The 19,450-nt window shown below is 61.8% G+C and carries 18 protein-coding genes and 2 pseudogenes; 9 read left to right on the forward strand and 11 right to left on the reverse strand.

Going from position 1 to position 19,450, the window contains the following annotated elements; genetic code table 11:
* Positions 1 to 142: pseudogene (locus tag FS320_RS06710) on the forward strand (ATP-binding protein); the annotation flags it as partial.
* 128 nt (positions 143 to 270) lie between these two features.
* Entirely contained in the window at positions 271 to 981 is a 711-nt protein-coding gene (locus FS320_RS06715) for an alpha/beta hydrolase (RefSeq protein WP_338105346.1), read from the forward strand.
* 4 nt (positions 982 to 985) lie between these two features.
* Here FS320_RS06715 and FS320_RS06720 read toward each other — a convergent pair.
* Positions 986 to 2,826 (reverse strand): annotated as a pseudogene (locus FS320_RS06720) (adenine deaminase).
* A gap of 526 nt (positions 2,827 to 3,352) precedes the next feature.
* Positions 3,353 to 3,736, reverse strand: a complete 384-nt coding sequence (locus tag FS320_RS06725; protein WP_036351276.1) for a response regulator — start codon at positions 3,734 to 3,736, stop codon at positions 3,353 to 3,355.
* 100 nt (positions 3,737 to 3,836) lie between these two features.
* Here FS320_RS06725 and FS320_RS06730 point away from each other — a divergent pair, with 100 nt between their 5' ends.
* Positions 3,837 to 4,127: a DUF3572 domain-containing protein gene (locus tag FS320_RS06730; RefSeq protein WP_162002990.1), complete on the forward strand. Its 291-nt coding sequence runs from the start codon at positions 3,837 to 3,839 to the stop codon at positions 4,125 to 4,127.
* A gap of 11 nt (positions 4,128 to 4,138) precedes the next feature.
* The gene (locus tag FS320_RS06735; RefSeq protein ID WP_152710324.1) at positions 4,139 to 5,407 is read left to right on the forward strand and encodes a DNA polymerase IV; all 1,269 of its coding nucleotides are present in this window, start codon (positions 4,139 to 4,141) and stop codon (positions 5,405 to 5,407) included.
* 10 nt (positions 5,408 to 5,417) lie between these two features.
* On the opposite strand, the gene FS320_RS06740 is transcribed toward FS320_RS06735, so the two are convergent.
* Positions 5,418 to 6,257, reverse strand: coding sequence for a cell envelope integrity EipB family protein (locus FS320_RS06740; protein ID WP_152710325.1), 840 nt, complete (start codon positions 6,255 to 6,257; stop codon positions 5,418 to 5,420).
* Between the two features lie 125 nt (positions 6,258 to 6,382).
* Here FS320_RS06740 and FS320_RS06745 point away from each other — a divergent pair, with 125 nt between their 5' ends.
* From FS320_RS06745 to FS320_RS06755, 3 genes are all read left to right on the forward strand, one after another.
* A complete protein-coding gene (locus FS320_RS06745; protein WP_152710326.1) occupies positions 6,383 to 6,853 on the forward strand; it encodes a RidA family protein in 471 nt (156 codons plus the stop codon).
* The gene (locus FS320_RS06750) at positions 6,850 to 7,602 is read left to right on the forward strand and encodes a glycerophosphodiester phosphodiesterase family protein (protein ID WP_152710327.1); all 753 of its coding nucleotides are present in this window, start codon (positions 6,850 to 6,852) and stop codon (positions 7,600 to 7,602) included. The genes FS320_RS06745 and FS320_RS06750 overlap by 4 nt, the downstream gene beginning before the upstream one ends.
* Positions 7,603 to 7,753: 151 nt before the next feature.
* On the forward strand, positions 7,754 to 8,956 hold the full coding sequence (locus FS320_RS06755; protein WP_152710328.1) for a GNAT family N-acetyltransferase: 1,203 nt from the start codon (positions 7,754 to 7,756) through the stop codon (positions 8,954 to 8,956).
* Here the strand turns inward: FS320_RS06755 and FS320_RS06760 are convergent.
* Positions 8,953 to 9,528, reverse strand: coding sequence for an NAD(P)H-dependent oxidoreductase (locus FS320_RS06760; protein WP_162002991.1), 576 nt, complete (start codon positions 9,526 to 9,528; stop codon positions 8,953 to 8,955). The two genes, FS320_RS06755 and FS320_RS06760, sit on opposite strands and share 4 nt — an antisense overlap.
* 256 nt (positions 9,529 to 9,784) lie before the next feature.
* On the opposite strand from FS320_RS06760, the gene FS320_RS06765 reads away from it, so the two are divergent.
* Positions 9,785 to 11,746 (forward strand): HWE histidine kinase domain-containing protein, encoded by a 1,962-nt coding sequence (locus FS320_RS06765; RefSeq protein ID WP_152710329.1) that lies wholly within the window; start codon positions 9,785 to 9,787, stop codon positions 11,744 to 11,746.
* Positions 11,747 to 11,822: 76 nt separating this feature from the next.
* Here FS320_RS06765 and FS320_RS06770 read toward each other — a convergent pair whose 3' ends face one another.
* From FS320_RS06770 to FS320_RS06785, 4 genes are all read right to left on the reverse strand, one after another.
* The gene (locus FS320_RS06770) at positions 11,823 to 12,074 is read right to left on the reverse strand and encodes a hypothetical protein (RefSeq protein ID WP_244626998.1); all 252 of its coding nucleotides are present in this window, start codon (positions 12,072 to 12,074) and stop codon (positions 11,823 to 11,825) included.
* Complete coding sequence (gene clpA, locus FS320_RS06775; RefSeq protein ID WP_152710330.1) at positions 12,071 to 14,536, reverse strand: ATP-dependent Clp protease ATP-binding subunit ClpA; 2,466 nt, start codon at positions 14,534 to 14,536, stop codon at positions 12,071 to 12,073. The genes FS320_RS06770 and clpA overlap by 4 nt, the downstream gene beginning before the upstream one ends.
* Before the next feature lie 30 nt (positions 14,537 to 14,566).
* Positions 14,567 to 14,959: an ATP-dependent Clp protease adapter ClpS gene (gene clpS, locus FS320_RS06780; protein ID WP_244626999.1), complete on the reverse strand. Its 393-nt coding sequence runs from the start codon at positions 14,957 to 14,959 to the stop codon at positions 14,567 to 14,569.
* A gap of 265 nt (positions 14,960 to 15,224) precedes the next feature.
* Positions 15,225 to 15,560, reverse strand: a complete 336-nt coding sequence (locus FS320_RS06785) for a phasin family protein (RefSeq protein ID WP_152710331.1) — start codon at positions 15,558 to 15,560, stop codon at positions 15,225 to 15,227.
* A gap of 255 nt (positions 15,561 to 15,815) precedes the next feature.
* Here FS320_RS06785 and FS320_RS06790 point away from each other — a divergent pair, with 255 nt between their 5' ends.
* Positions 15,816 to 17,402 (forward strand): SPOR domain-containing protein, encoded by a 1,587-nt coding sequence (locus tag FS320_RS06790; RefSeq protein WP_152710332.1) that lies wholly within the window; start codon positions 15,816 to 15,818, stop codon positions 17,400 to 17,402.
* Positions 17,403 to 17,480: 78 nt separating this feature from the next.
* Here FS320_RS06790 and FS320_RS06795 read toward each other — a convergent pair whose 3' ends face one another.
* From FS320_RS06795 to FS320_RS06805, 3 genes are all read right to left on the reverse strand, one after another.
* Positions 17,481 to 18,191, reverse strand: a complete 711-nt coding sequence (locus tag FS320_RS06795) for a DnaJ domain-containing protein (protein WP_152710333.1) — start codon at positions 18,189 to 18,191, stop codon at positions 17,481 to 17,483.
* 84 nt (positions 18,192 to 18,275) lie between these two features.
* Entirely contained in the window at positions 18,276 to 18,983 is a 708-nt protein-coding gene (locus FS320_RS06800; protein WP_152710334.1) for a glutathione S-transferase N-terminal domain-containing protein, read from the reverse strand.
* A 95-nt stretch (positions 18,984 to 19,078) separates the two neighbouring features.
* Complete coding sequence (locus FS320_RS06805; RefSeq protein WP_152710335.1) at positions 19,079 to 19,435, reverse strand: hypothetical protein; 357 nt, start codon at positions 19,433 to 19,435, stop codon at positions 19,079 to 19,081.
* Positions 19,436 to 19,450: the final 15 nt, after the last annotated feature.

Genomic DNA, 19,450 nt, shown 5'->3' on the forward strand with positions numbered 1-19,450 from the left:
GAACAAGAGCATCCGGGAGTGGACCGAGCTGCTGGCCGGCGACGAGGTGCTGGCCACGGCCATCCTCGACCGCCTGCTGCACCGAGCGCATGTTCTCAACATCAAGGGGCGCAGCTATCGCCTGCGGGATCTGGAGGAGGCTCTCCAGCGGGCTCACGCTTGAGCCGTCGTAAAACTGGATGTCGCCTTATCTCGTAAATCTCGGTGTCGCTTGACAGCTTGGTGCTGATTGCAGCACTGCTCCAGACGAAGATGCTTTTCCTGGTGCAAATGGCGGCTTCAAACCGACCGTTGCTGCCACCTTCAGCTGAACGGCTTGAGGTAACGGCACCTGACGGCAATCGACTTGTAGGCGTGCGGCTCGGGGCTCCATCAAATCCGAAGTCCCCCCTCCTCGGCTTCGGCGGCAACGCCTGGAATGCAGACTCCATGGCGCTTTATCTCCATAGCCTCTTTCCGGACCACGAAGTGATCGCCTTCCATTACCGAGGCTATGCGCCGAGCGGCGGCGAGCCAAGCGCAAAGGCTCTGTTCGCGGATGCATTGACGATCTTTGACCACCTCCAACAGGGCCGCTCACATCCCATCATTGCAATAGGCTTCAGCATCGGCAGCGGCGTGGCATCCCATGTGGCGCGCCATCGTCCCGTGAACGGGCTGATCCTCGTCACGCCATTCGATTCCTTGAAGGCGTTAGCGAGAGAACACTTCTCCTGGGCACCGACGGGACTGCTCCTGCGCCATCATATGCCTGTCATCGATCTGGTGAAGGAGCAGCGGACGCCCACCGCAATGATCGCAGCCGGTCGTGACACCATCGTTCCGGCGCGGCGCAGCGCCCCGTTGCGGAGCGCCATTCCCAATCTCGTTCTCGATCGAACGATTACGGATGCAGGCCACAACGATCTCTACGATCATCCGGCCTTCGTGTCCGCGATGCGCGAAGCGGTGGCGATATTCGAGGCCACCGCTCCGCGCTGAGCGCTCACTCCGCGTAGAGCGGCACCAGCTCCATCTCCGGCACGAGCACCAGTCCCTTGTCGGTGATGCGGATCTCGGGGATGACCGAAAGCGGGATGAGATTGAAGCCCATATAGGGGATTTTGCAGCCCGCCTTTTCCCATGCGGCCTTCAGGGTGCGGGTCTCCTCGGCCACTTCCGTCACGCGCTTGTCGGAGAGAAGTCCCGCAATGGGAAGCGGCACCATGGCGATGACCTTGCCCTGATCCACCACGCAAACACCGCCTTGCGCTTCGATGATGGCATCGAGGGCCACCTGCATATCGCCCTCGTTCGTCCCCGCCACGATCAGGTTGTGGGAATCGTGCCCGACGCTGCTCGCGACCGCTCCGCTCTTCAGGCCGAAATCCTTGAGAAACCCATGGGCGATACCGGCCCCATTCGTGCGGCCGTGGCGTTCGATGACCGACACGAAGGTGAGATCGTTCTTGGCGAGCAGCGCACCCCAATCCTTCTCGGGCTGGAGCCGCACCTTATCATGGAAGAGCACGATGCCCGGCAATGCGACGCGGATCACATTGGCTTCGCAGGCTGATGTGGGCAGTTCCGGGATCAGCTTCGGCCGCTTCGAGACATGGACCGTGCGGTACGCCTGCGCGGGATAGCGATAGGGGTTGGAGAGTGCCTGATCGAGCACCGGCGTGATCTTTCTGTTTTCGACCACGAGTTCGCCACCATACCAGGTGTTCTGCACCTCGAGCGCGTCGTTGAGCAGCACCACGTCCGCACGGCGTCCGCCCCCAGGCCGCCGATCTCTCCCTCCATACCGAAGCGCGTGGCCGGGTGGAGCGACCCCATGCTCCAGGCCTGCTCGCAGCTCATGCCCGCGCGGCGGGCTTCACGCGTCACCCAATCCATGCCGAACATCATCAGGTCGTCGGCATCGCGGTCGTCGGTGCAGACGCAGATGCGCTTGTGCGAAGAACCCAGCTCCGTGATGGTCTTGATAGCCTCGGGCAGCGAATGCCACGGCGTCGTGGGTGGACCGCCGCGCAGGAAGATCCACACCCCCGCATCGAGCAGATCGTCGGCGATGTCGCGGTCGATGGCTTCATGCGTATCGGTGACGCCGCTCGCCGCATAGGCGGCCACGAACTCGCGTCCGTAGATGTGGCCCGAGATCGGCTTGCCGCGCTCCAAGGCCGCCGCGAGGATCGCGTGGCTGCGCTCGTCGCCCATGGTGACAGGCACGAAATCCATCTTCTCGCCGAGGGCCGCCGCCTCGGGCCACCGGTCGAAAAGAGCCGCGATCTTGTCTGGCGTAAGGTCGCCGCCCGCTGTTTCCAGTTCCGGCGAGGTCGCGGGCACCGTGCTTGGCACCGTGAGAAAGATGGATAGAGGCGCGTGGCGGGCGTCTTCCAGCATCATTTCTATGCCGGCGGCGTCCATCACATTGCCGATCTCGTGGCTGTCGCAGAAGATCGTTGCGGTGCCATTGAGCAGCGCTGCCTCCGCATAGGCGCAGGCCGTGATCATGCTGCTCTCGATATGGATATGCGGATCGACGAGCCCAGGCGCGACGATCCCGCCCTTCGCGTCGTAGACCCGGCCCGGCGCGCCACTCACCTGGCGATGCGCACCCGCAGGCTTCACGGCCGCGATGCGTCCGCCTGCGATCCAGACCTCCCGCTCCGGCGCAATGCGCTCGCTGTAGGTCGAAAGCACACGGGCGCCCGTAATCACGAGATCGGCGGGAGCCCGACCCGAGGCGACATCCGCGAGGTGCCGGGTCATGGTCGACAGGGGAGCCACGGAAAAGCGGGTCAGCGCCGTCTTAGGCGGCAGCGAAGGTGTGCGATGGTCCATGGTCTCTCATCCGGTTTGGACAATATTGCCCCAGGGTAGCAGGACGGAACGGGAACTGCATCTCGGATCGGCCGGGAGAAGTACCTCCCCCAACGGAAAGTTTTCTTATTATTAAGCCTGGATAAAATAGGAACTATGCCGATTCAGCACGTGACCCAGACGGCTTGTCGAAACTTATGGGTACCGGTCCGGAAAACAAAAGGCGCCTTTCGGCGCCTTGAGTTGGAAAACATAATAAAGAAGTGGTGGCCAGCTGGGGACAGCGTTGAGGAGGCAACGATCTGCCCCCAAGCTGGCCGAGCCCCCGAACTCCCAGGAGATGCGGCGGACCTGAGCATCCGTAGGGCATTACGTCCGCTCTAAGGCGGAGACTTGGGCTGAAACGTATAGGAAACATGGAACGATGCAAGCACCCATGTGGCCAAAAAGCGGCATTTTCCAAAAAAAACTTAAAGCCAAGTCATCTCAAGGAGATGACTCGTTCTCTTGAAGCTTCTGCTTGGGTCATGCCTTGAATTCGGCCCAGTTAAGACGGCTTGCCGTCGGCCTCCAGATAAGTTTTCACGGTCGCGATGAACTTGGAAACCGAGATCGGCTTGGACATATAGGCCTCGCAGCCCCCTTCCCTGATCCGTTCCTCGTCGCCTTTCATAGCGAAAGCCGTGATGGCAATCACGGGAATCGACTTCAGCTCGTCATCAGCCTTGAGCCAGCGTGTCACTTCGAGACCGGAGACCTCGGGCAGCTGGATGTCCATGAGGATCAGGTCCGGCTTGTGAGCCCGGGCCAGCTCCATGGCCTCGATGCCATGGCTGGTCTTCAAGGTCGCATAGCCATGAGCCTCGAGGAGATCGTTGAAGAGTTTCATGTTGAGTTCGTTATCCTCAACGATGAGCACAGTCTTCTTCATGGCCGTTATCCCCGGGGCTCCAGATGTACTACACCGGCCCAATGGTTCATTTGATGGTATAGTTACGTCCAAACCTATTGATGAAATGCAAATTGACAGAATGAACACTCCCTTAAAAAGAGTTACTCGCGAGGAGGCCGAAAATGTCGCACTCGGCGCTTTTTCGTTCCTTACGGGCGACGAGGAGCGCCTGAGTCGGTTCCTGGCGGTCTCCGGCCTGCGCCCCGACACCATCCGCTCGGCCGCCTCGTCCCCTGGTTTCTTCGCCGGGATCCTCGACTATGTCGTATCCGACGAGCGGCTGCTGATCGCGCTTGCCAAGGAGCTGAACACCAAGCCGGAACACATCATGCAGGCCCATTGGACCCTCTCCCCATCCGAGTTCGAATAGCCCTGCCGCCCATGAGCGACGCTCCTTTCTGCCGTGACTGTCTGACGCTTTCAGCCAACCCTCTGGCGGAGCGGTGCTCGGCTTGCGGGTCCCCTCGCCTTTTGCGGCACAAGGAGCGCGACAGCCTCTCCATCGCCCACGTCGATTGCGACGCCTTCTTCGCGGCGGTGGAAAAACGGGACGATCCGAGCCTCGCCGACAAGCCGGTGGTCATCGGCGGTGGCAAGCGCGGGGTCGTCTCGACCGCCTGCTATGTCGCGCGCACCTACGGCGTGCGCTCGGCGATGCCTATGTTCCAGGCGCTCAAGCTCTGCCCCCACGCCACGGTGATCAAGCCCAACGGGGAGAAGTACAGCAAGGCCGGGCGCGACGTGCGCCAGCTCATGCGGGAGCTGACCCCGCTGGTGGAGCCCGTCTCCATCGACGAGGCCTTTCTCGACCTGACGGGAACAGAGCGGCTGCATCACGGCAGCCCTGCCCTAACCCTCGCCCGCTTCGCCCGTAAGGTGGAAAAGGAGATCGGGATCAGCATCTCCGTCGGGCTCTCCTACAACAAGTTCCTGGCCAAGATCGCCTCCGACCTCCAGAAGCCCCGCGGTTTTTCCATCATCGGACGCGAGGAAGCCGCCGATTTCCTGGCCGACAAGCCGGTCGGGATCATTCCCGGGATCGGCACCTCGGCGCAGAGCAGGCTCGCCAAGGTCGGCGTGACGCAGATCGCGCATCTCCGCGACGTGCCGCTGAGGACCCTGTTCGAGGCCCTCGGCCGCGACTCTCAGCGCCTGTCTCGGCTGGCCTGGGGCGAGGATAGCAGGTCGGTCACGCCGGAACGCGAAACGAAGAGCATCTCGGCGGAAACGACCTTCGAGACGGATCTGCGCTCCTTCGAGGATCTGGAGCCGATCCTATGGCGGCTCTCGGAAAAGGTTTCCCGCCGCCTCAAGGCTGCCGGCCTTGCCGGGCAGAGCGTGACCCTGAAGCTGAAGGACAAGGATTTTCGGCTCCTCACGCGAACCCGGTCGGGCTTCGCCCCGACCCAGCTCGCCGCCCGGCTGTTCGATCCGGCGCGGCAACTCCTGAAGGCTGCCTGCGACGGCACCGCCTTTCGCCTCATCGGCATCGGCGCGGCCGACCTCTGCGACGCCGCCGATGCGGACAAGGGCGATCTCGCGGATCAGAGCGTGGTGCGCCAAGCTCACATGGAAGCCGCCATCGACAAGCTCCGCGACAAGTTCGGCGCCACCGCCGTGCAGAAGGGAATCGTGCTGCGCAAGCCGTAGAGTGCGAGCCCTAGTGCTGACAGGGGCTCGGCGCCTGCACGTCCAGGCTCTTCAGGTCGCCCTTCAAGGCGAAGTCCCCATAATCGAGTTTGAGGGCGCGGCTGACCCCGTTCGCGTACAGCTCGAAGGAGATCGTATAGACCGGCATCCGGTCAGCCTTGCCATCCTCGAAGTAGCTGATGGTGATGGGCCAGCGTGGGACCGAGGCGAGCTTTTCGCCTTGGGCAACATCCTCGAGAGAGGCCGTCGCCGCGCCTGCCTCGATCTTGCGGCCGATCAGGCCCAGGGTGTCGTAAACCTTGTCGCCCTTGTTGGAACCGTCATAGACCTTCACGGAGAGAGTGCTGTCCCCCCGGCGCCCCGCCTCGATCAGGCGCTTGAGGTGCTCGGTCGGGAACACCGTCTCGCCCGCGGCCTCGAACGCCTTTCTCTTCGGCTGCTTCAGATCGACGTTGAGGCTCCCCTGGGGCGTGAGCTTGGCGTCGCCATCGACCTCGCCGTCCTTGATCATGCCCTGCCGAAGCGATGTCGACTTGAAATGCATAGAGCGGCCGTCGCCCGTCTCATAGGTCGCGGTCTGGATGTCGAGGGTGTTGGAGCCCGACTCGCTGCTGTTGAGGATGGTGACCTGCCGGTATTTGAGGGTGTAGCCGTCGCAGGCATCACCGCCGAATTCCATGGCGATGCGCCCCCTTGCGTTCTCGACTCCATTGGACTCGCCGGCCCGCAGGAGCGAAAGGTCGTAGACCGCTCTGTGAGGCACGAGTTGAACTGCAGGCTTTGGCGTTTGCGCGAAAGCCGGCGCCAGTAAGGCGATGGACAGGCCAGAGGCTACAACTAGGAACCGCATATCTTCTCCCGATCCGAAGGCAGCCAGGATAGGATCCTCCTGCGGACAGGGCAATGTTCTCGCTTGCGTCCTTACGGCTCATCCGCCACTACTCCGTCCGAATGATGTCACGGAACGAGGCTTCCATGAGCGCAGTCGACAAAAAACTTCAGGAACTGGATATCACGCTCCCGACGCCGGCCGCACCGGTTGCGAATTATGTCCCATTCGTCCGGACCGGAAACCTGATCGTCATCTCCGGGCAGCTCTGCCTCGGCCTCGACGGCAAGCTGGCCGATGCCCACAAGGGCAAACTCGGCGCGGAAATCTCGCCCGAGGTCGGCCAGGAGGCCGCACGCCTTTGCGCCATCAATCTGCTCGCCCAGCTCAAGGCCGCCGTCGGCGATCTGGACAAGGTCACCCGCTGCGTCCGCCTCGGCGGCTTCATCAATGCGGTGCCGACCTTCGCGGCCCTCGCACCCGTCATGAACGGCGCCTCGGACCTGATGGTCGAGGTCCTGGGCGACGCGGGCCGCCATGCCCGTTCCACCATCGGCGTGGCGGAACTGCCCCTCGATGCCTGTGTCGAAGTCGAAGGAATGTTTGAAATCAAATGAGCACCCCGAGCTGGCTTGTCGCGAAGCCCATCGCCCATCGCGGCCTCCACAACAAAGCCGAAGGCATCATCGAGAACACGATCTCGGCCGCGGAAGCCGCCATCGTGCGCGGCTTTCCTATCGAACTCGACGTTCAGTTGACCGCCGACAACGAGGCCATCGTCTTCCACGATTTCGAGCTGGACCGTCTCACGGGCGATACCGGCCTCGTGGTCGAGCGGAAACTCTCTGCTCTGACCGGGATCGGCATCGCAGGCGCCACGGACGGAGACAAGATTCCATCCTTCAAGGACTATCTTGCCAAGATCGCCGGACGCACGCCCCTCGTCGTCGAGATCAAGAGCAAGTTCAACGGCGACATGCGGCTGACGAAGCGGGTCATCGAGACCCTGGCCGACTACAACGGCCCGTTCGTAGTGAAGTCGTTCGACCCGGATATCGTCGCCTATCTTCGCGAAAATGCGCCGAGCATCACGCGCGGGTTCATCGGAGAGCTGGAATACGCCTCCAAGTCCGACAGCTTCCTAAGCTCTGAGCAGAAGCACCGGATGGCGAACCTGCTGCATTTCTCCGAGACGCAGCCGCATTTCCTGTCCTGGCGCGTCAAGGATATCCCCTGTGCCTCGACCCATCTCAGCCGGATCCTAGGCAACCTGCCCGTCATGACCTGGACGGTGCGCAATCCTGAGGATCGCGCCAAGGCCGAAAAGCATGCGGACCAGATGGTGTTCGAGGGCTTTCTGCCCTAGAGCACCGGACCCGAAAGTGGACACCGCTTTTAGGATTGGTCCGATGCACCTCTTCTTGAAGAGCACATTGCGCGGAAGACCGGCGCCACTTTTCCGCGCGATGCGCCAACAGTTGCAAGGATCTTGCTGAGTGATTAGCTCTTAATCCCCGATGGCGAGATCCTTCCACCCAGTGACATTCCAAGTCAAAATTGCCCAAGGTCTCAAGGCGGTTCCTGCCGCCGACTGGGATGCCTGCGCGATCGGCACGGGCTCGGGCGACGACGATCCGTTCAACCCGTTCGTGTCTCATGCCTTTCTCTCCGCGCTGGAGGATTCCGGCTGCGTCGGGGCCAAGACCGGCTGGACGCCTGTTCATATTCTCGTCGAGGACGAGGCTGAAAAACTTCTGGGCGCGGCCCCCTGCTACCTCAAGTCCCATTCCATGGGCGAGTACGTGTTCGACCATTCCTGGGCGGACGCCTATACCCGTGCGGGCGGGCGCTATTATCCCAAACTCCAGGTCGCGGTTCCGTTCACGCCGGTCACGGGCCCTCGCCTCATCGTTCCAGATGGGCCTCGATCAGCGGAGATCCGCTCCTATCTGATCGCCGGTCTGAGAGCCTTGAGAGACCAGACGGGCGCTTCCTCCATTCATGCCACCTTCTTGCAGGAAGCGGATCTCAAGGCGCTGACCGCGGAGAAGTTCCTGCAGCGGGACGACCAGCAGTTCCACTGGTTCAATGACAACTATGGCAGTTTCGAAGACTTCCTGGCTGCCCTCGCCTCACGCAAGCGCAAGGCAATCCGGCGCGAGCGGCGCGATGCCCTGGCAAACGGCATTTCCATCGAGTGGGTGACCGGAGGCGACATCACCGAGGCGCATTGGGATGCCTTCTTCGCGTTCTACATGGACACGGGCTCGCGCAAATGGGGCCGTCCCTACCTCAATCGCCGCTTCTTCTCCCTCGTCGGTGAACGTATGGCCGACCGGGTCCTGCTCGTCATGGCCAAGCGCAACGGGCACTATATCGCGGGTGCCATCAACTTCATCGGCGACAAGCGACTCTATGGACGCAACTGGGGATGCATCGAGGATCATCCCTTCCTGCATTTCGAGGTCTGCTATTACCAGGCTGTCGAATTCGCGATCGCCCGCGGGCTCGACCGGGTCGAAGCCGGAGCTCAGGGAGAGCACAAGTTGGCACGCGGCTATAGGCCCGTGATCACAGCCTCGGCCCATGATATCGCCGATCCTTCGCTGCGCCGAGCGGTGCAGGATTATCTGGATCAAGAGCGTCTCTACGTATCGGAGGCTGCGGAAGAGCTGTCGGAAGCGACCCCGTTCCGGCACCGGGATGAAGATCAGGATTAGGGAGCGGATGCGTTTTGCCGTGCAGCCCGAACGTAGGCGGTGAAGCCTTCGAGATATTTGCGCAGCTGCTCCTCGATCTTCTGATCGGCGAATGTGCCGTCCTGGTTGAAGACCGCCTGCGCGCGCGAGACCATCAGGCGACCGCCGGCCCAGAAATCGGCTCTTAGCGTTCGGAGGACTGGAAGCCAAGCATTCTGGGACAGAATTGTGCCGAAGCCGCCCGGCGAGGCGCCGATGACAGCCACGGGCTTGCTGCCGAAGACGCGCTTGATGTCCGTGTCCGGCCGGGAGAGCCAGTCGATGGCGTTCTTGAACACGCCCGGGATGGAGTTGTTGTATTCCGGCGTGACGAGAAGCAGGCCATCCGCAACGGCGATGACCTCCTTCAGCTCCGTCACCCGCTCGGGAATCCCTTCATTGGCTTCGACGTCTCCGTCGTAGAGCGGAATTCCGCGGATGGTTTCAACGACGAGCTCCGCATTCTCGGGCATCAGGCCCGCCGCGTTCCGCAGCAAGGCGGAGTTGTACGAGGCTTGACGCAGGCTTCCCGAAATACCGATCAGTTTCGTCACATCGACCTCGTTGCCTATCAGAAGCTCTTCCCGCAAGTGAGCGAGGAATTTGCGAGGCTAGGATTCGGAGCAGATCAAGTCAAACCGCTCCAAAAGAATACTTCCTCAGCCCAAAGTCGCGTCAGCAAGCCCCAAGCTGCGCCCTAGACAATGCGCGACATTGGTTCATATGTGGACTATGCATCTGCGCGCCCCTACTGAACTCCTCACCGTCCATGAACATTGACACCACCTGTATCCTGCGGGAGTGCACTTGATGCAGGAACGTGTGAAGCTTCAGCCCGATTTCCTTGCGGAAGGCGCGATCATGGGCGAGCGCACTCGCCATCACGATTGGTCGGCCACGCCGGTCGGCCCGATCGAGACATGGCCGCATTCTCTGCGCACGGCCGTCGGCATCATGCTCCACTCGAAGTTTCCGACCTACATGCTGTGGGGCCGGGAACTGACGAGTTTCTACAACGATGCCTATGCACCGATCCTGGGATCAAGGCCGCAGGCCCTCGGTCGACCCTTTCGGGAAGTCTGGGCCGAGGCCTGGGACACGGTTGGCCCCATTGCCGAAAAGGCTCTTCTCGGACAGGCAAGCTACTTCGAAGACCTGCCCATCACTGTCGAGCGCAACGGCTACCCCGAGCAAACGTGGTGGACCTTCTCTTATAGTCCTATTCACGATGAAGCAGGTCATGTGGGCGGCATCCTCTGCACAGTCCATGATACGACCGCAAAGGTTCTGAGCGAACGTAGACTTGAGTTTGTCGTTCGCCTGAGTGATCGCCTACGCGGTCTGCACGAGCCCATCGAGGTGATCGCGGCGGCACAGGCGATGCTGGGAGAGCATCTCAAGACGAGTCGTGTCGGCTATGGGGAGGTCGAGGAGACGGCTCGCTATTTCACTACTGAGCGCAATTGGACCGACGGCACGGTCGCGCACAGGACCGGCACCCATGACCTCGCGGCGTTCGGCCCAGAGATCCATGACGCCCTCAAGCGGGGTGAAACGCTCGTGGTTCATGATGCGGCGGCCGATCCGCGTACCGATTCGCCGGAGCACCTAGCCGCCTTTGCCTTTCTTGAGTTCTCCGCCGTCGTCACCGTGAGTCTGATCAAGCGCGGACGCATGGTCGCTGCCCTCTACGTTCACAACCACGAGCCGCGCCTCTGGAGCCCGGGCGAAGTCAAGCTCATCGAGGATGTGGCCGAGCGGACATGGGATGCCGTCGAGAGGCTGCGGTCGGAAGCCGCCTTGCGTAAGAGCGAGGAGCGCCTTCAACTCGCCCTTGAGGCATCGAGCGTCGTCGGAACCTGGGACTGGGATATCCAGTCCGACCTCGTATATGCGGATGAGCGTTTCGCAATCCTCTACGGCGTCGATCCCGAATTCGCCGCAGCGGGAGCGCCCATCGCCAGCTTCGTGAACGGCATTTATCCCGACGACCGCAACCGGATCAAAGAACAGATCCAACAGGCGGTTGAGACGGGTGCTCCCTTGGCCGCTGAGTACCGCACGGTCGATAAATACGGGCAGATCCGTTGGGTCTTCGCGCAGGGACGCTGCTATCACGCAGCTCGTCAACCGGTCAGGTTTCCCGGTATCGCCGTCGACATCACGGAAAGAAAGAAGGCCGAGGAGCACCGCGAGCTTCTGATCAACGAGTTGAATCACCGGGTGAAGAACACCCTGGCCACCGTTCAGTCCATTGCCTCTCAAACCTTTCGTAACGCAGACACCACGGAAGCGGCCCGCTTGGCCATGGAGGCGCGCCTGCTCGCCCTGTCCCGTGCCCATGACGTGCTCACGCGGGAGAACTGGGAAGGAGCCGGTCTGATCGAGATCGTGCGAGAGGCCATGGCTCCCTATCGTCACGAACGCGAGAACCGCCTGCACATGGAGGGTCCGGACGTCCGCCTATCGCCGCGCATGGCGCTGGCCATCGCCATGGCCCTGCAGGAGCTGGCCACCAATGCCGTGAAATACGGCGCCCTCTCAAATGCCAACGGTGAGGTTCGGGTTGCTTGGTCCGTCGAGCGGAAGGGAGAAAAGCGCCTGCATCTCACCTGGTCCGAAACGAACGGTCCCAGGGTCGAGCCCCCCAAGCGCCGCGGCTTCGGCAGCCGCCTTATCGAGCGCAGCCTGGCGCAGGATCTGAACGGCGAGGCGCAGATCACATTCGCTCCGGCGGGGATCATCTGTACGGTCGATGCTCCCGTAACGTGAGCCGCCAAATAAAAAGCCGCATCGGCATGGGATCCGATGCGGCTTGATAGAGAGCCAAGTCTGGACCCGGCTTATCTCAAAGACTGGAGATGATCGCGTCGATCCCTTCCATGATCGCGGCTGGCGATGTGCCGACCGCGTTCAGGCCGATGTTCAGCAGCCAGTAGCAGCCGAAAACGATCACCGGCACGAGGATCCAACCGAGGACTTCCTCGAACCATACGCGCCGGCGACGACGCACGTAGCGCTTTTCGCGCCATGACGGCTTCGCCGGAGCGTCCAGGGTCCGGGACGCCTCCAGGGGTCCCTCGTGAATCTCACTCATCATGCTCTAACCAATGGAACTTTCGGAACGGTGCGGACACCTCCGCCTCCATTACCATCGGATCCCTTCGGTTTCACTGCCTTTTTCGCCTTCGAAGAAGCGGCCTTGGCCTTGGGCTTCTTCTTCGCGGCATTCGTTACGTCCTTCTCGGGCTTCGGCTTCACAGGCCCTTCGACGTATTCGAAGCCGAGGCTCTGCAGGCCGATGTCGTCCGTCTTGACCACCACGCGGACGGCTCCGCCATCCTTCAGGCGGCCGAAGAGAACCTCGTCCGCGAGCGGCGTCTTGATGGTCGACTGAATCAGGCGGCCCATCGGGCGGGCGCCCATGGCTTCGTCATAACCGTGCTCGACCAGCCAGTCGCGGGCCTCGTCGGTGAGTTCGATCGAGACGTTGCGGTCGGCAAGCTGGGCATCGAGCTGCATGACGAACTTGTCGACGACCTTCTGCACCACTTCCTTCGGCAGATGGGCGAAGGAGATGATCGCGTCGAGACGGTTGCGGAACTCGGGCGTGAACAGCTTGTTGACCGCCTCCGTATCGTCCCCCTCACGCTTGGTACGGGTGAAGCCGTAGGCAGGACGTGCCATATCGGCGGCCCCCGCATTCGTGGTCATGATGATGATCACGTTGCGGAAATCGACCTGCTTGCCGTTGTGGTCCGTCAGCTTCCCGTGGTCCATGACCTGGAGCAGGATGTTGAACAGATCCGGATGCGCCTTCTCGATCTCGTCGAGCAGGAGCACGCAATGCGGATGCTGATCGACACCGTCGGTCAGGAGACCGCCCTGGTCGAAGCCAACATAGCCGGGAGGTGCGCCGATCAGGCGGCTGACCGTGTGCCGCTCCATATACTCCGACATGTCGAAGCGCAGGAGCTCGACCCCGAGCGACGTCGCAAGCTGCTTGGCCACCTCGGTCTTGCCGACGCCCGTGGGGCCGGCGAACAGGTAGGAGCCGATGGGCTTCTCCGCATCGCGCAGGCCGGCGCGGGCCAGCTTGATTGCCGAGGACAGCGCCTCGATGGCCTTGTCCTGACCGTAAACCACCCGCTTCAGGGTATCCTGCAGGTGCGCGAGCACCTCCGCATCGTCCTTCGACACGGTCTTGGGCGGGATACGGGCCATGGTGGCGATGGTCGCCTCGATCTCCTTGATGCCGATGGTCTTCTTGCGACGGCCTTCCGGGAGAAGCATCTGCGACGCGCCGGTCTCGTCAATCACGTCGATCGCCTTGTCCGGCAGCTTGCGGTCGTTGATGTAGCGAGCCGACAGTTCCACCGCCGCCTTCACGGCGTCGTTGGTGTACTTCAGCTTGTGGAAATCCTCGAAATAGGGCTTCAGGCCCTTCACGATCTCGATGGCATCCGGCACCGAAGGCTCGTTGACGTCAATCTTCTGGAAGCGACGCACAAGGGCCCGGTCCTTCTCGAAATACTGGCGGTATTCCTTGTAGGTGGTCGAGCCGATGCAACGAAGGCTGCCCTGAGCCAGGGCGGGCTTCAGGAGGTTCGAGGCATCCATCGCTCCGCCGGAGGTGGCGCCGGCGCCGATCACCGTATGGATCTCATCGATGAACATGATGGCGTTCGGATGCGCCTCGATCTCCTTCATGACCTGCTTCAGGCGCTCTTCGAAGTCGCCGCGATAGCGGGTACCGGCAAGGAGCGTGCCCATGTCGAGGGAGAAGACGGTGGCTCCCTTGAGAACCTCCGGCACTTCGCCCTGGACGATCTTGCGGGCCAGTCCTTCCGCGATGGCGGTCTTGCCGACGCCGGGCTCGCCGACGAGGAGCGGGTTGTTCTTCTGGCGGCGGCACAGGACCTGGATGGTGCGCTGGACCTCGGATTCACGGCCGATCAGCGGATCGATCCGGCCTTCCTTCGCCTTCTTGTTGAGATTGACGCAGTAAGCCTCGAGCGCATCGCCCTTTTTCTTCTGGCGCGCGTCACCTTCGTCCTGCGTCGGACGCTCGGCCGAGGATTCCTCCTCGGATCCGCGTGGGGAGCGGCTTTCCGTGAGACCGGGGCGCTTGGCGATGCCGTGGCTGATGTAGTTGACCGCGTCGTAGCGGGTCATGTCCTGCTCCTGCAGGAAGTAGGCGGCATGGCTCTCGCGCTCGGCGAAAATGGCCACGAGCACGTTCGCGCCGGTCACCTCGTCGCGGCCGGAAGACTGGACATGGATCACCGCCCGCTGGATCACACGCTGGAAGCCGGCTGTCGGCTTGGAATCCTGGCGTCCGTCGGCCACGAGATTGGCAAGTTCGCTGTCGACGTATTCGACCAGATTGCGGCGAAGAATTTCGATATCGACATTGCAGGCCCGCATGACGGCCGCAGCATCCTGGTCGTCGATCAGGGCCAGGAGAAGGTGTTCGAGGGTTGCATATTCATGGCGGCGCTCGCCTGCGAGAGCGAGAGCTCGGTGAAGGGCTTGTTCAAGACTGCGAGAAAAGCTCGGCAACGGCTTGTCCTTTTATGAGACGGGGCTCGGCTAATTCTTTTCCATGACACATTGCAGAGGATGCTGGTGCTTCCGAGCGAAATCCATCACCTGGGTCACCTTGGTCTCGGCAATTTCGTATGTAAAAACTCCACATTCCCCCACGCCATTCTGGTGTACGTGCAACATGATCCGGGTCGCATCCTCACGGTTCTTGTTGAAGAACCGCTCCAGCACGTGCACCACGAACTCCATCGGGGTGTAATCATCGTTCAAGAGGAGAACGCGGTAAAGGTTCGGCCGTTTCGTGCGCGGTTTGGTTTTCGTGATGATGGAGGTGTTCGAGCGACCGCCATCGTCGCCCCCAGGGGGCTGTGACCCGCCGGCAGCGGAAACCGGATAAGACTCCGACAGGGTCAAAGTACCTTGAGCTAACCGCAACATAATCGGACGACCGCCCCTTCATCTGTTTTTGGCCTCGGCCTCCGGTCCGTCCTATTTCGGGCCATCAGCATCAATCCAAATGTATAGTCGCTCCATTCGGTTTGCCAGATCAACCAGATGGGTGGTCGCAGCCTCCAAGAAAAGAGCGACATGTTGGTCACTCCTGCGCGAGCGGGAAGCTCAGCCCTGGGCGCATGGCAGCCCCAACGCAAAACGCCCGGGACAGGCCCGGGCGCTTCATGAGAGAAGATCTGGCGATCCGGCCTCAGGCGGCGGTTGCCTTGGAGAGGAGCCCTTCGTAGGGCTTCATCGTCTCCGTCGCGAGAGCGGAATAGAGCGCGCTCATCTTGGCCGTCTGGCTGACGAGGCTGTCATAGGCGCCTTTTACGAAGGCGGTCTGGATTTCAACAGCCTTGTCGAGGGTCTGCACACCGAGGAGCTTCTCCACGGTCGCAGAGGTCTGCTCGAACGACTTACGGGCGAAATCCGCCGTCTCGGACGCAATCGTCTGGCTGTTGCTGGAGAAGGCGCCCAGGGCCTTCACGGTGGCATCCAGGTTGTCCTGGCCGAACTTCTGAATCTGGGTAAGCGGCTGAAGCATTGTGAACCTCGGCAATAAGGAGTTAGATGACGGTAGGCGCCGCTGGATAGCTGACGGACCCAATATGTGCAGCGCACAAAAAGTTGTCAAGTTTTATTGTGCAGCGCACAATAATCAAATCAATCGATTCTCCCCCGTTAACCGCCCCGTAACCGCAACCTCTTACCGTCAGGGGATGTGTTGCGCCGGCAACGGTTCCTTCGAGAGAGCCGGGCGCAAGGGCCTAAAAACCAAACGAAACAGGGATTTTGCAGCATGAATTCGGTTAGGATGGGACACCGAAAGACATGGGCTCTGATTGGTATTGTTGCGTCAGTTGCCGTTGCGGTTGCGTCCCCTGCGGAAGCAGCACGCCGCAAGGTAAAGTCGTCCGGTGGTGGTTACACTCCTCTTTCCGCTTCCATCGTCGTCGATGCAAAGACCGGTAAGATCCTGCAGGGCGAAAACATCGACGAGCCGCGCATCCCGGCCTCGCTCACGAAGGTGATGAGCCTTTACCTGCTGTTCGAGCAGCTTGAGCGTGGCCGCATGCGCCCCGACACCCCTCTGACAGTTTCGGCCTATGCAGCAAGCCAGCCGCCAACCAAGCTCGGGGTCCGCCCCGGATCGACCATCGAGGTCGACGATGCCATCAAGGCCATGGTGACCCTCTCCGCCAACGACGTTTCCGTCGTGGTCGCCGAGAACATCGCCGGCTCCGAAGATGCCTTCGCTCAGATGATGACCCGCAAGGCCAGGGAACTCGGGATGAGCTCGACGGCGTTCTACAACCCGCACGGCCTGCCGCATGAGCCGCCAAATATCACAACCGCCCGCGACCTGTCCGTCCTCGGCCGCGCGATCCAGGACCGTTTCCCGAAGTACTTCGCCTATTTCCAGACCCGCTCGTTCCAGTACGGCAGCCGCACCATCCGGGGCCATAATCGGCTGCTCGGAAAGGTCGAGGGCGTGGACGGCATCAAGACCGGCTATACCCGCCTCTCCGGCTTCAACCTGCTGACCTCGGTCAACACCGACACGCGCAGCATTGTCGGCGTGGTGCTCGGCGGCCGCTCAGGCGCTTCCCGTGACCAGAAGATGGCTGCTCTCATCGACGATCATCTGCCCCGCGCCTATGCGGGTGCTCGGACTGCGCCTGCCGTATTCGAGAACCAGCCTGCCCTGGTGGCCGAGGCCCCGGCTCCGCGCTTGGTCGAGACCGCTCCCGTTGCGGCTCCTGTGAAAGTGGCTTCGGCCACCCCGCAGGCTCCCGTTGCACAGGCCTCGACACCTCAGGCTACGCCCGAGCGTAAGCCGCTCGACCTGAACACCTTGCGGCCGGTGGTCGCCTCGGCTTCGGGCGCCAGTTCGACCACCACTCCCTCCTCCGTGCGGTGGCAGAAGGGCCAGGAGCCGCTGCCGCTGAACGCTCAGGCCTACGCCGCTCTGCCGTCTCCGGCTCAGATCCCGGTCTCTCAGAAAGCTGCTCTGCAGGCCAAGATCGAAGCAAAGGCCGTCCAGCCCGCGCCGGCCACGACCACCGCTGCGGTGACCAAAACAGCCTCCCTCAAGGCTGAAGCTCCCAAGGCCGAGGCGGTCGAGCCCAAGAAGGTCGTGACCGGCTGGGTGATCCAGCTCGGTGCCACGGATGACGAGGACAAGGCCAAGGCCATGCTCGACTCGGCCCGCGGCCGCTTCGGCAAGGTCCTCGGAAAAGCCTCGCCCTTCACTGAGAAGGTGACCGTCGACGGCAGCACGCTCTACCGCGCCCGCTTCTCCGGCTTCTCCGAATCCAATGATGCAGCCAGTGCTTGCAAGCAGATCAAGAAAGGCGGCGTGAACTGCTTCGCCTCGCGTGGCTGACCTGATGTAGAGAACTCTGCGACGGTGCGTGTGTTTGTGCCGTCGCAGCTTGAAGCCAACCGGATCGCGCGTGGAGTATCAGCGATGTCGGCCCAACAAGACTTCTCTCGCCTCGTTTACGCGAGCCGCGAGATACGCCGTCCCTCCCTGGTCGGGATGGAGCTTCTTCATCAGCGTCCGATGCGCTTTTCGGACCTCGTCGAGGCTCGCACCAGGCTGAAGCCCCAGGATCTGATAGGCTTCTTCTTTCGTCATTACGCCCGAATGCGCATGGGTGCGCGTCCGCGTGTCGCGATCTCCCTGAGCGTTTTCACGCCAGCCGGAAAACCGGCGATCAAGATAAGCCTCTAGGAGAGGAACGCCCTGGGGATCGTGGGCGCAGCATTCGTCATAGAGACGACTCAAGCTCTGCGGGTCCAGGCTCGAGAGGCGGCGCCCCGCGAGAGCTCCCACCAGGATGCTTCCTTCGACAGCGCCGGTCGCGTGGTCGATCTCCATCTCGATCATGGCTGACCGGATGCGGGAAAAACGGCCGGTCTTCTGCTGGAATTTCCGCCAGGGCCCGGGAAGATTCAGGACGTTCCAGCCCAGCGCCCAGGCTCCGAAGCCGCCGAGCAGAAGGGCCATGTCGAAGCGCCCCTTGATGCCTAGAAGCACAGCGGCACCCAACGCGGCGACACCGGCCACGGCCTTGAGGCTTTTCGCCAGAGCCTGGGTATCAGTGCGCGTGTAAGCCTTGGCAAGCCACCACAGAAGGGCGACCGCCACAATTCCAAGAAGCAGCATCATCGTTTTCTTCCCCACCCCAACATGTGGGCCGGGATGGGGCGGATGTAAATTGGCAGCTTGAAGAATGACGGCGGCGGCGAAGGGCTATTCAGGCCGCTTCGGACTATCGAGGCCGCGCTGGACGGCAGGGCGAGCTAGGCCGCGTTCCAGCCAGACCGGGACATGTTTCAGGCTGTCGAAGTCCACGAGCTCGCCCGCGCCGTAGAATCCGACCAGGTTGCGGACCCAGCCGAGCAGAGAGATGTCGGCAATGGTGTAGTCCTCGCCCATGATCCAGTCGCGACCCTCGAGTCTCGTCTCCAGCACGCCGAGCAGGCGCTTGGATTCGTTCCGGTAGCGTTCGAGCGGGCGCTTGTCCTCGATCTCCCGACCGGCGAACTTGTGGAAGAAGCCGAGCTGGCCGAACATCGGCCCCACTGCCGCCATCTGGAAGAACACCCATTGGATGGTCTCGTAGCGCCGCGCCGGATCGGACGGCAGGAGCTTTCCGGTCTTCTCGGCGAGATACAGGAGGATAGCACCGGATTCGAACAGAGGCAGCGGTTTGCCGCCCGGTCCATCAGGATCGATGATGGACGGGATCTTGCCATTCGGGTTCAGCGAGAGGAATTCCGGCGTCCAGGTCTCGTTCTGGCCGATATTGATGAAATGCGGCTCGTAGGGAAGTTCGGTCTCCTCCAGCATGATGGAGACCTTGACGCCATTGGGCGTGGGCGTGGAATAGAGCTGGATCCGGTCGGGATGCCGGGCCGGCCAGCGGGTCGCAATCGGGAAGGCAGAGAGATCAGCCATGGAAACTCCATCATCGGTGTGAGTCGTGATGGAGCAATGCTAGAGGGACAGTCTCTGCTTGCAAACGCGAAGCTCAGGACTGTCCCAATCAAGTTTCAGTGCAGCAATCCGGCCCGGCTGCGCTGGCTTTCCCGTTCCCAGGCCTGGACGACGACGCCATTGATGCCGGAATCGTGGAGCCTGTCGCTCAGATCGATGAAATGGCGCTCGGTCGCTTCGACATCGAATTCGATCTGCTCGTCCTCGGCATGTTCGAGTTCCGACGCAGCGTAGCGCTCGTAGGCGGCCGACATCTCGGCATAGGCAAAGGCCACGGGAAGCGTGCGGAAGATGGTGGAGAATTCCTCGTCCAGCTCGCCCGTCATCAGATCGCGCATTTGGACAAGATAGCCGTCGTCATGCTCGCAGACCTCATGACGCCAGTGCCGGCCTTCGGATGCACACATCAGCATCGGAACCTCCACTCA

Source organism: Microvirga tunisiensis, from assembly GCF_009296175.1.
Taxonomy (GTDB): domain Bacteria; phylum Pseudomonadota; class Alphaproteobacteria; order Rhizobiales; family Beijerinckiaceae; genus Microvirga; species Microvirga tunisiensis.

What these genes read in the sequence shown, in the direction of transcription:
- FS320_RS06730 (WP_162002990.1), top strand. Translation starts at nt 3,837, where the DNA reads ATGAACACTCCCTTAAAAAGAGTTACTCGCGAGGAGGCCGAAAATGTC.
- FS320_RS06795 (WP_152710333.1), bottom strand. Translation starts at nt 18,191, where the DNA reads ATGATGCTGCTTCTTGGAATTGTGGCGGTCGCCCTTCTGTGGTGGCTT.
- FS320_RS06725 (WP_036351276.1), bottom strand. Translation starts at nt 3,736, where the DNA reads ATGAAGAAGACTGTGCTCATCGTTGAGGATAACGAACTCAACATGAAA.
- FS320_RS06765 (WP_152710329.1), top strand. Translation starts at nt 9,785, where the DNA reads ATGCAGGAACGTGTGAAGCTTCAGCCCGATTTCCTTGCGGAAGGCGCG.
- FS320_RS06800 (WP_152710334.1), bottom strand. Translation starts at nt 18,983, where the DNA reads ATGGCTGATCTCTCTGCCTTCCCGATTGCGACCCGCTGGCCGGCCCGG.
- FS320_RS06790 (WP_152710332.1), top strand. Translation starts at nt 15,816, where the DNA reads ATGAATTCGGTTAGGATGGGACACCGAAAGACATGGGCTCTGATTGGT.
- FS320_RS06740 (WP_152710325.1), bottom strand. Translation starts at nt 6,257, where the DNA reads ATGCGGTTCCTAGTTGTAGCCTCTGGCCTGTCCATCGCCTTACTGGCG.
- FS320_RS06755 (WP_152710328.1), top strand. Translation starts at nt 7,754, where the DNA reads ATGGCGAGATCCTTCCACCCAGTGACATTCCAAGTCAAAATTGCCCAA.
- FS320_RS06715 (WP_338105346.1), top strand. Translation starts at nt 271, where the DNA reads ATGGCGGCTTCAAACCGACCGTTGCTGCCACCTTCAGCTGAACGGCTT.
- clpS (WP_244626999.1), bottom strand. Translation starts at nt 14,959, where the DNA reads ATGTTGCGGTTAGCTCAAGGTACTTTGACCCTGTCGGAGTCTTATCCG.
- FS320_RS06745 (WP_152710326.1), top strand. Translation starts at nt 6,383, where the DNA reads ATGAGCGCAGTCGACAAAAAACTTCAGGAACTGGATATCACGCTCCCG.
- FS320_RS06785 (WP_152710331.1), bottom strand. Translation starts at nt 15,560, where the DNA reads ATGCTTCAGCCGCTTACCCAGATTCAGAAGTTCGGCCAGGACAACCTG.
- FS320_RS06770 (WP_244626998.1), bottom strand. Translation starts at nt 12,074, where the DNA reads ATGATGAGTGAGATTCACGAGGGACCCCTGGAGGCGTCCCGGACCCTG.
- FS320_RS06735 (WP_152710324.1), top strand. Translation starts at nt 4,139, where the DNA reads ATGAGCGACGCTCCTTTCTGCCGTGACTGTCTGACGCTTTCAGCCAAC.
- FS320_RS06805 (WP_152710335.1), bottom strand. Translation starts at nt 19,435, where the DNA reads ATGCTGATGTGTGCATCCGAAGGCCGGCACTGGCGTCATGAGGTCTGC.
- FS320_RS06750 (WP_152710327.1), top strand. Translation starts at nt 6,850, where the DNA reads ATGAGCACCCCGAGCTGGCTTGTCGCGAAGCCCATCGCCCATCGCGGC.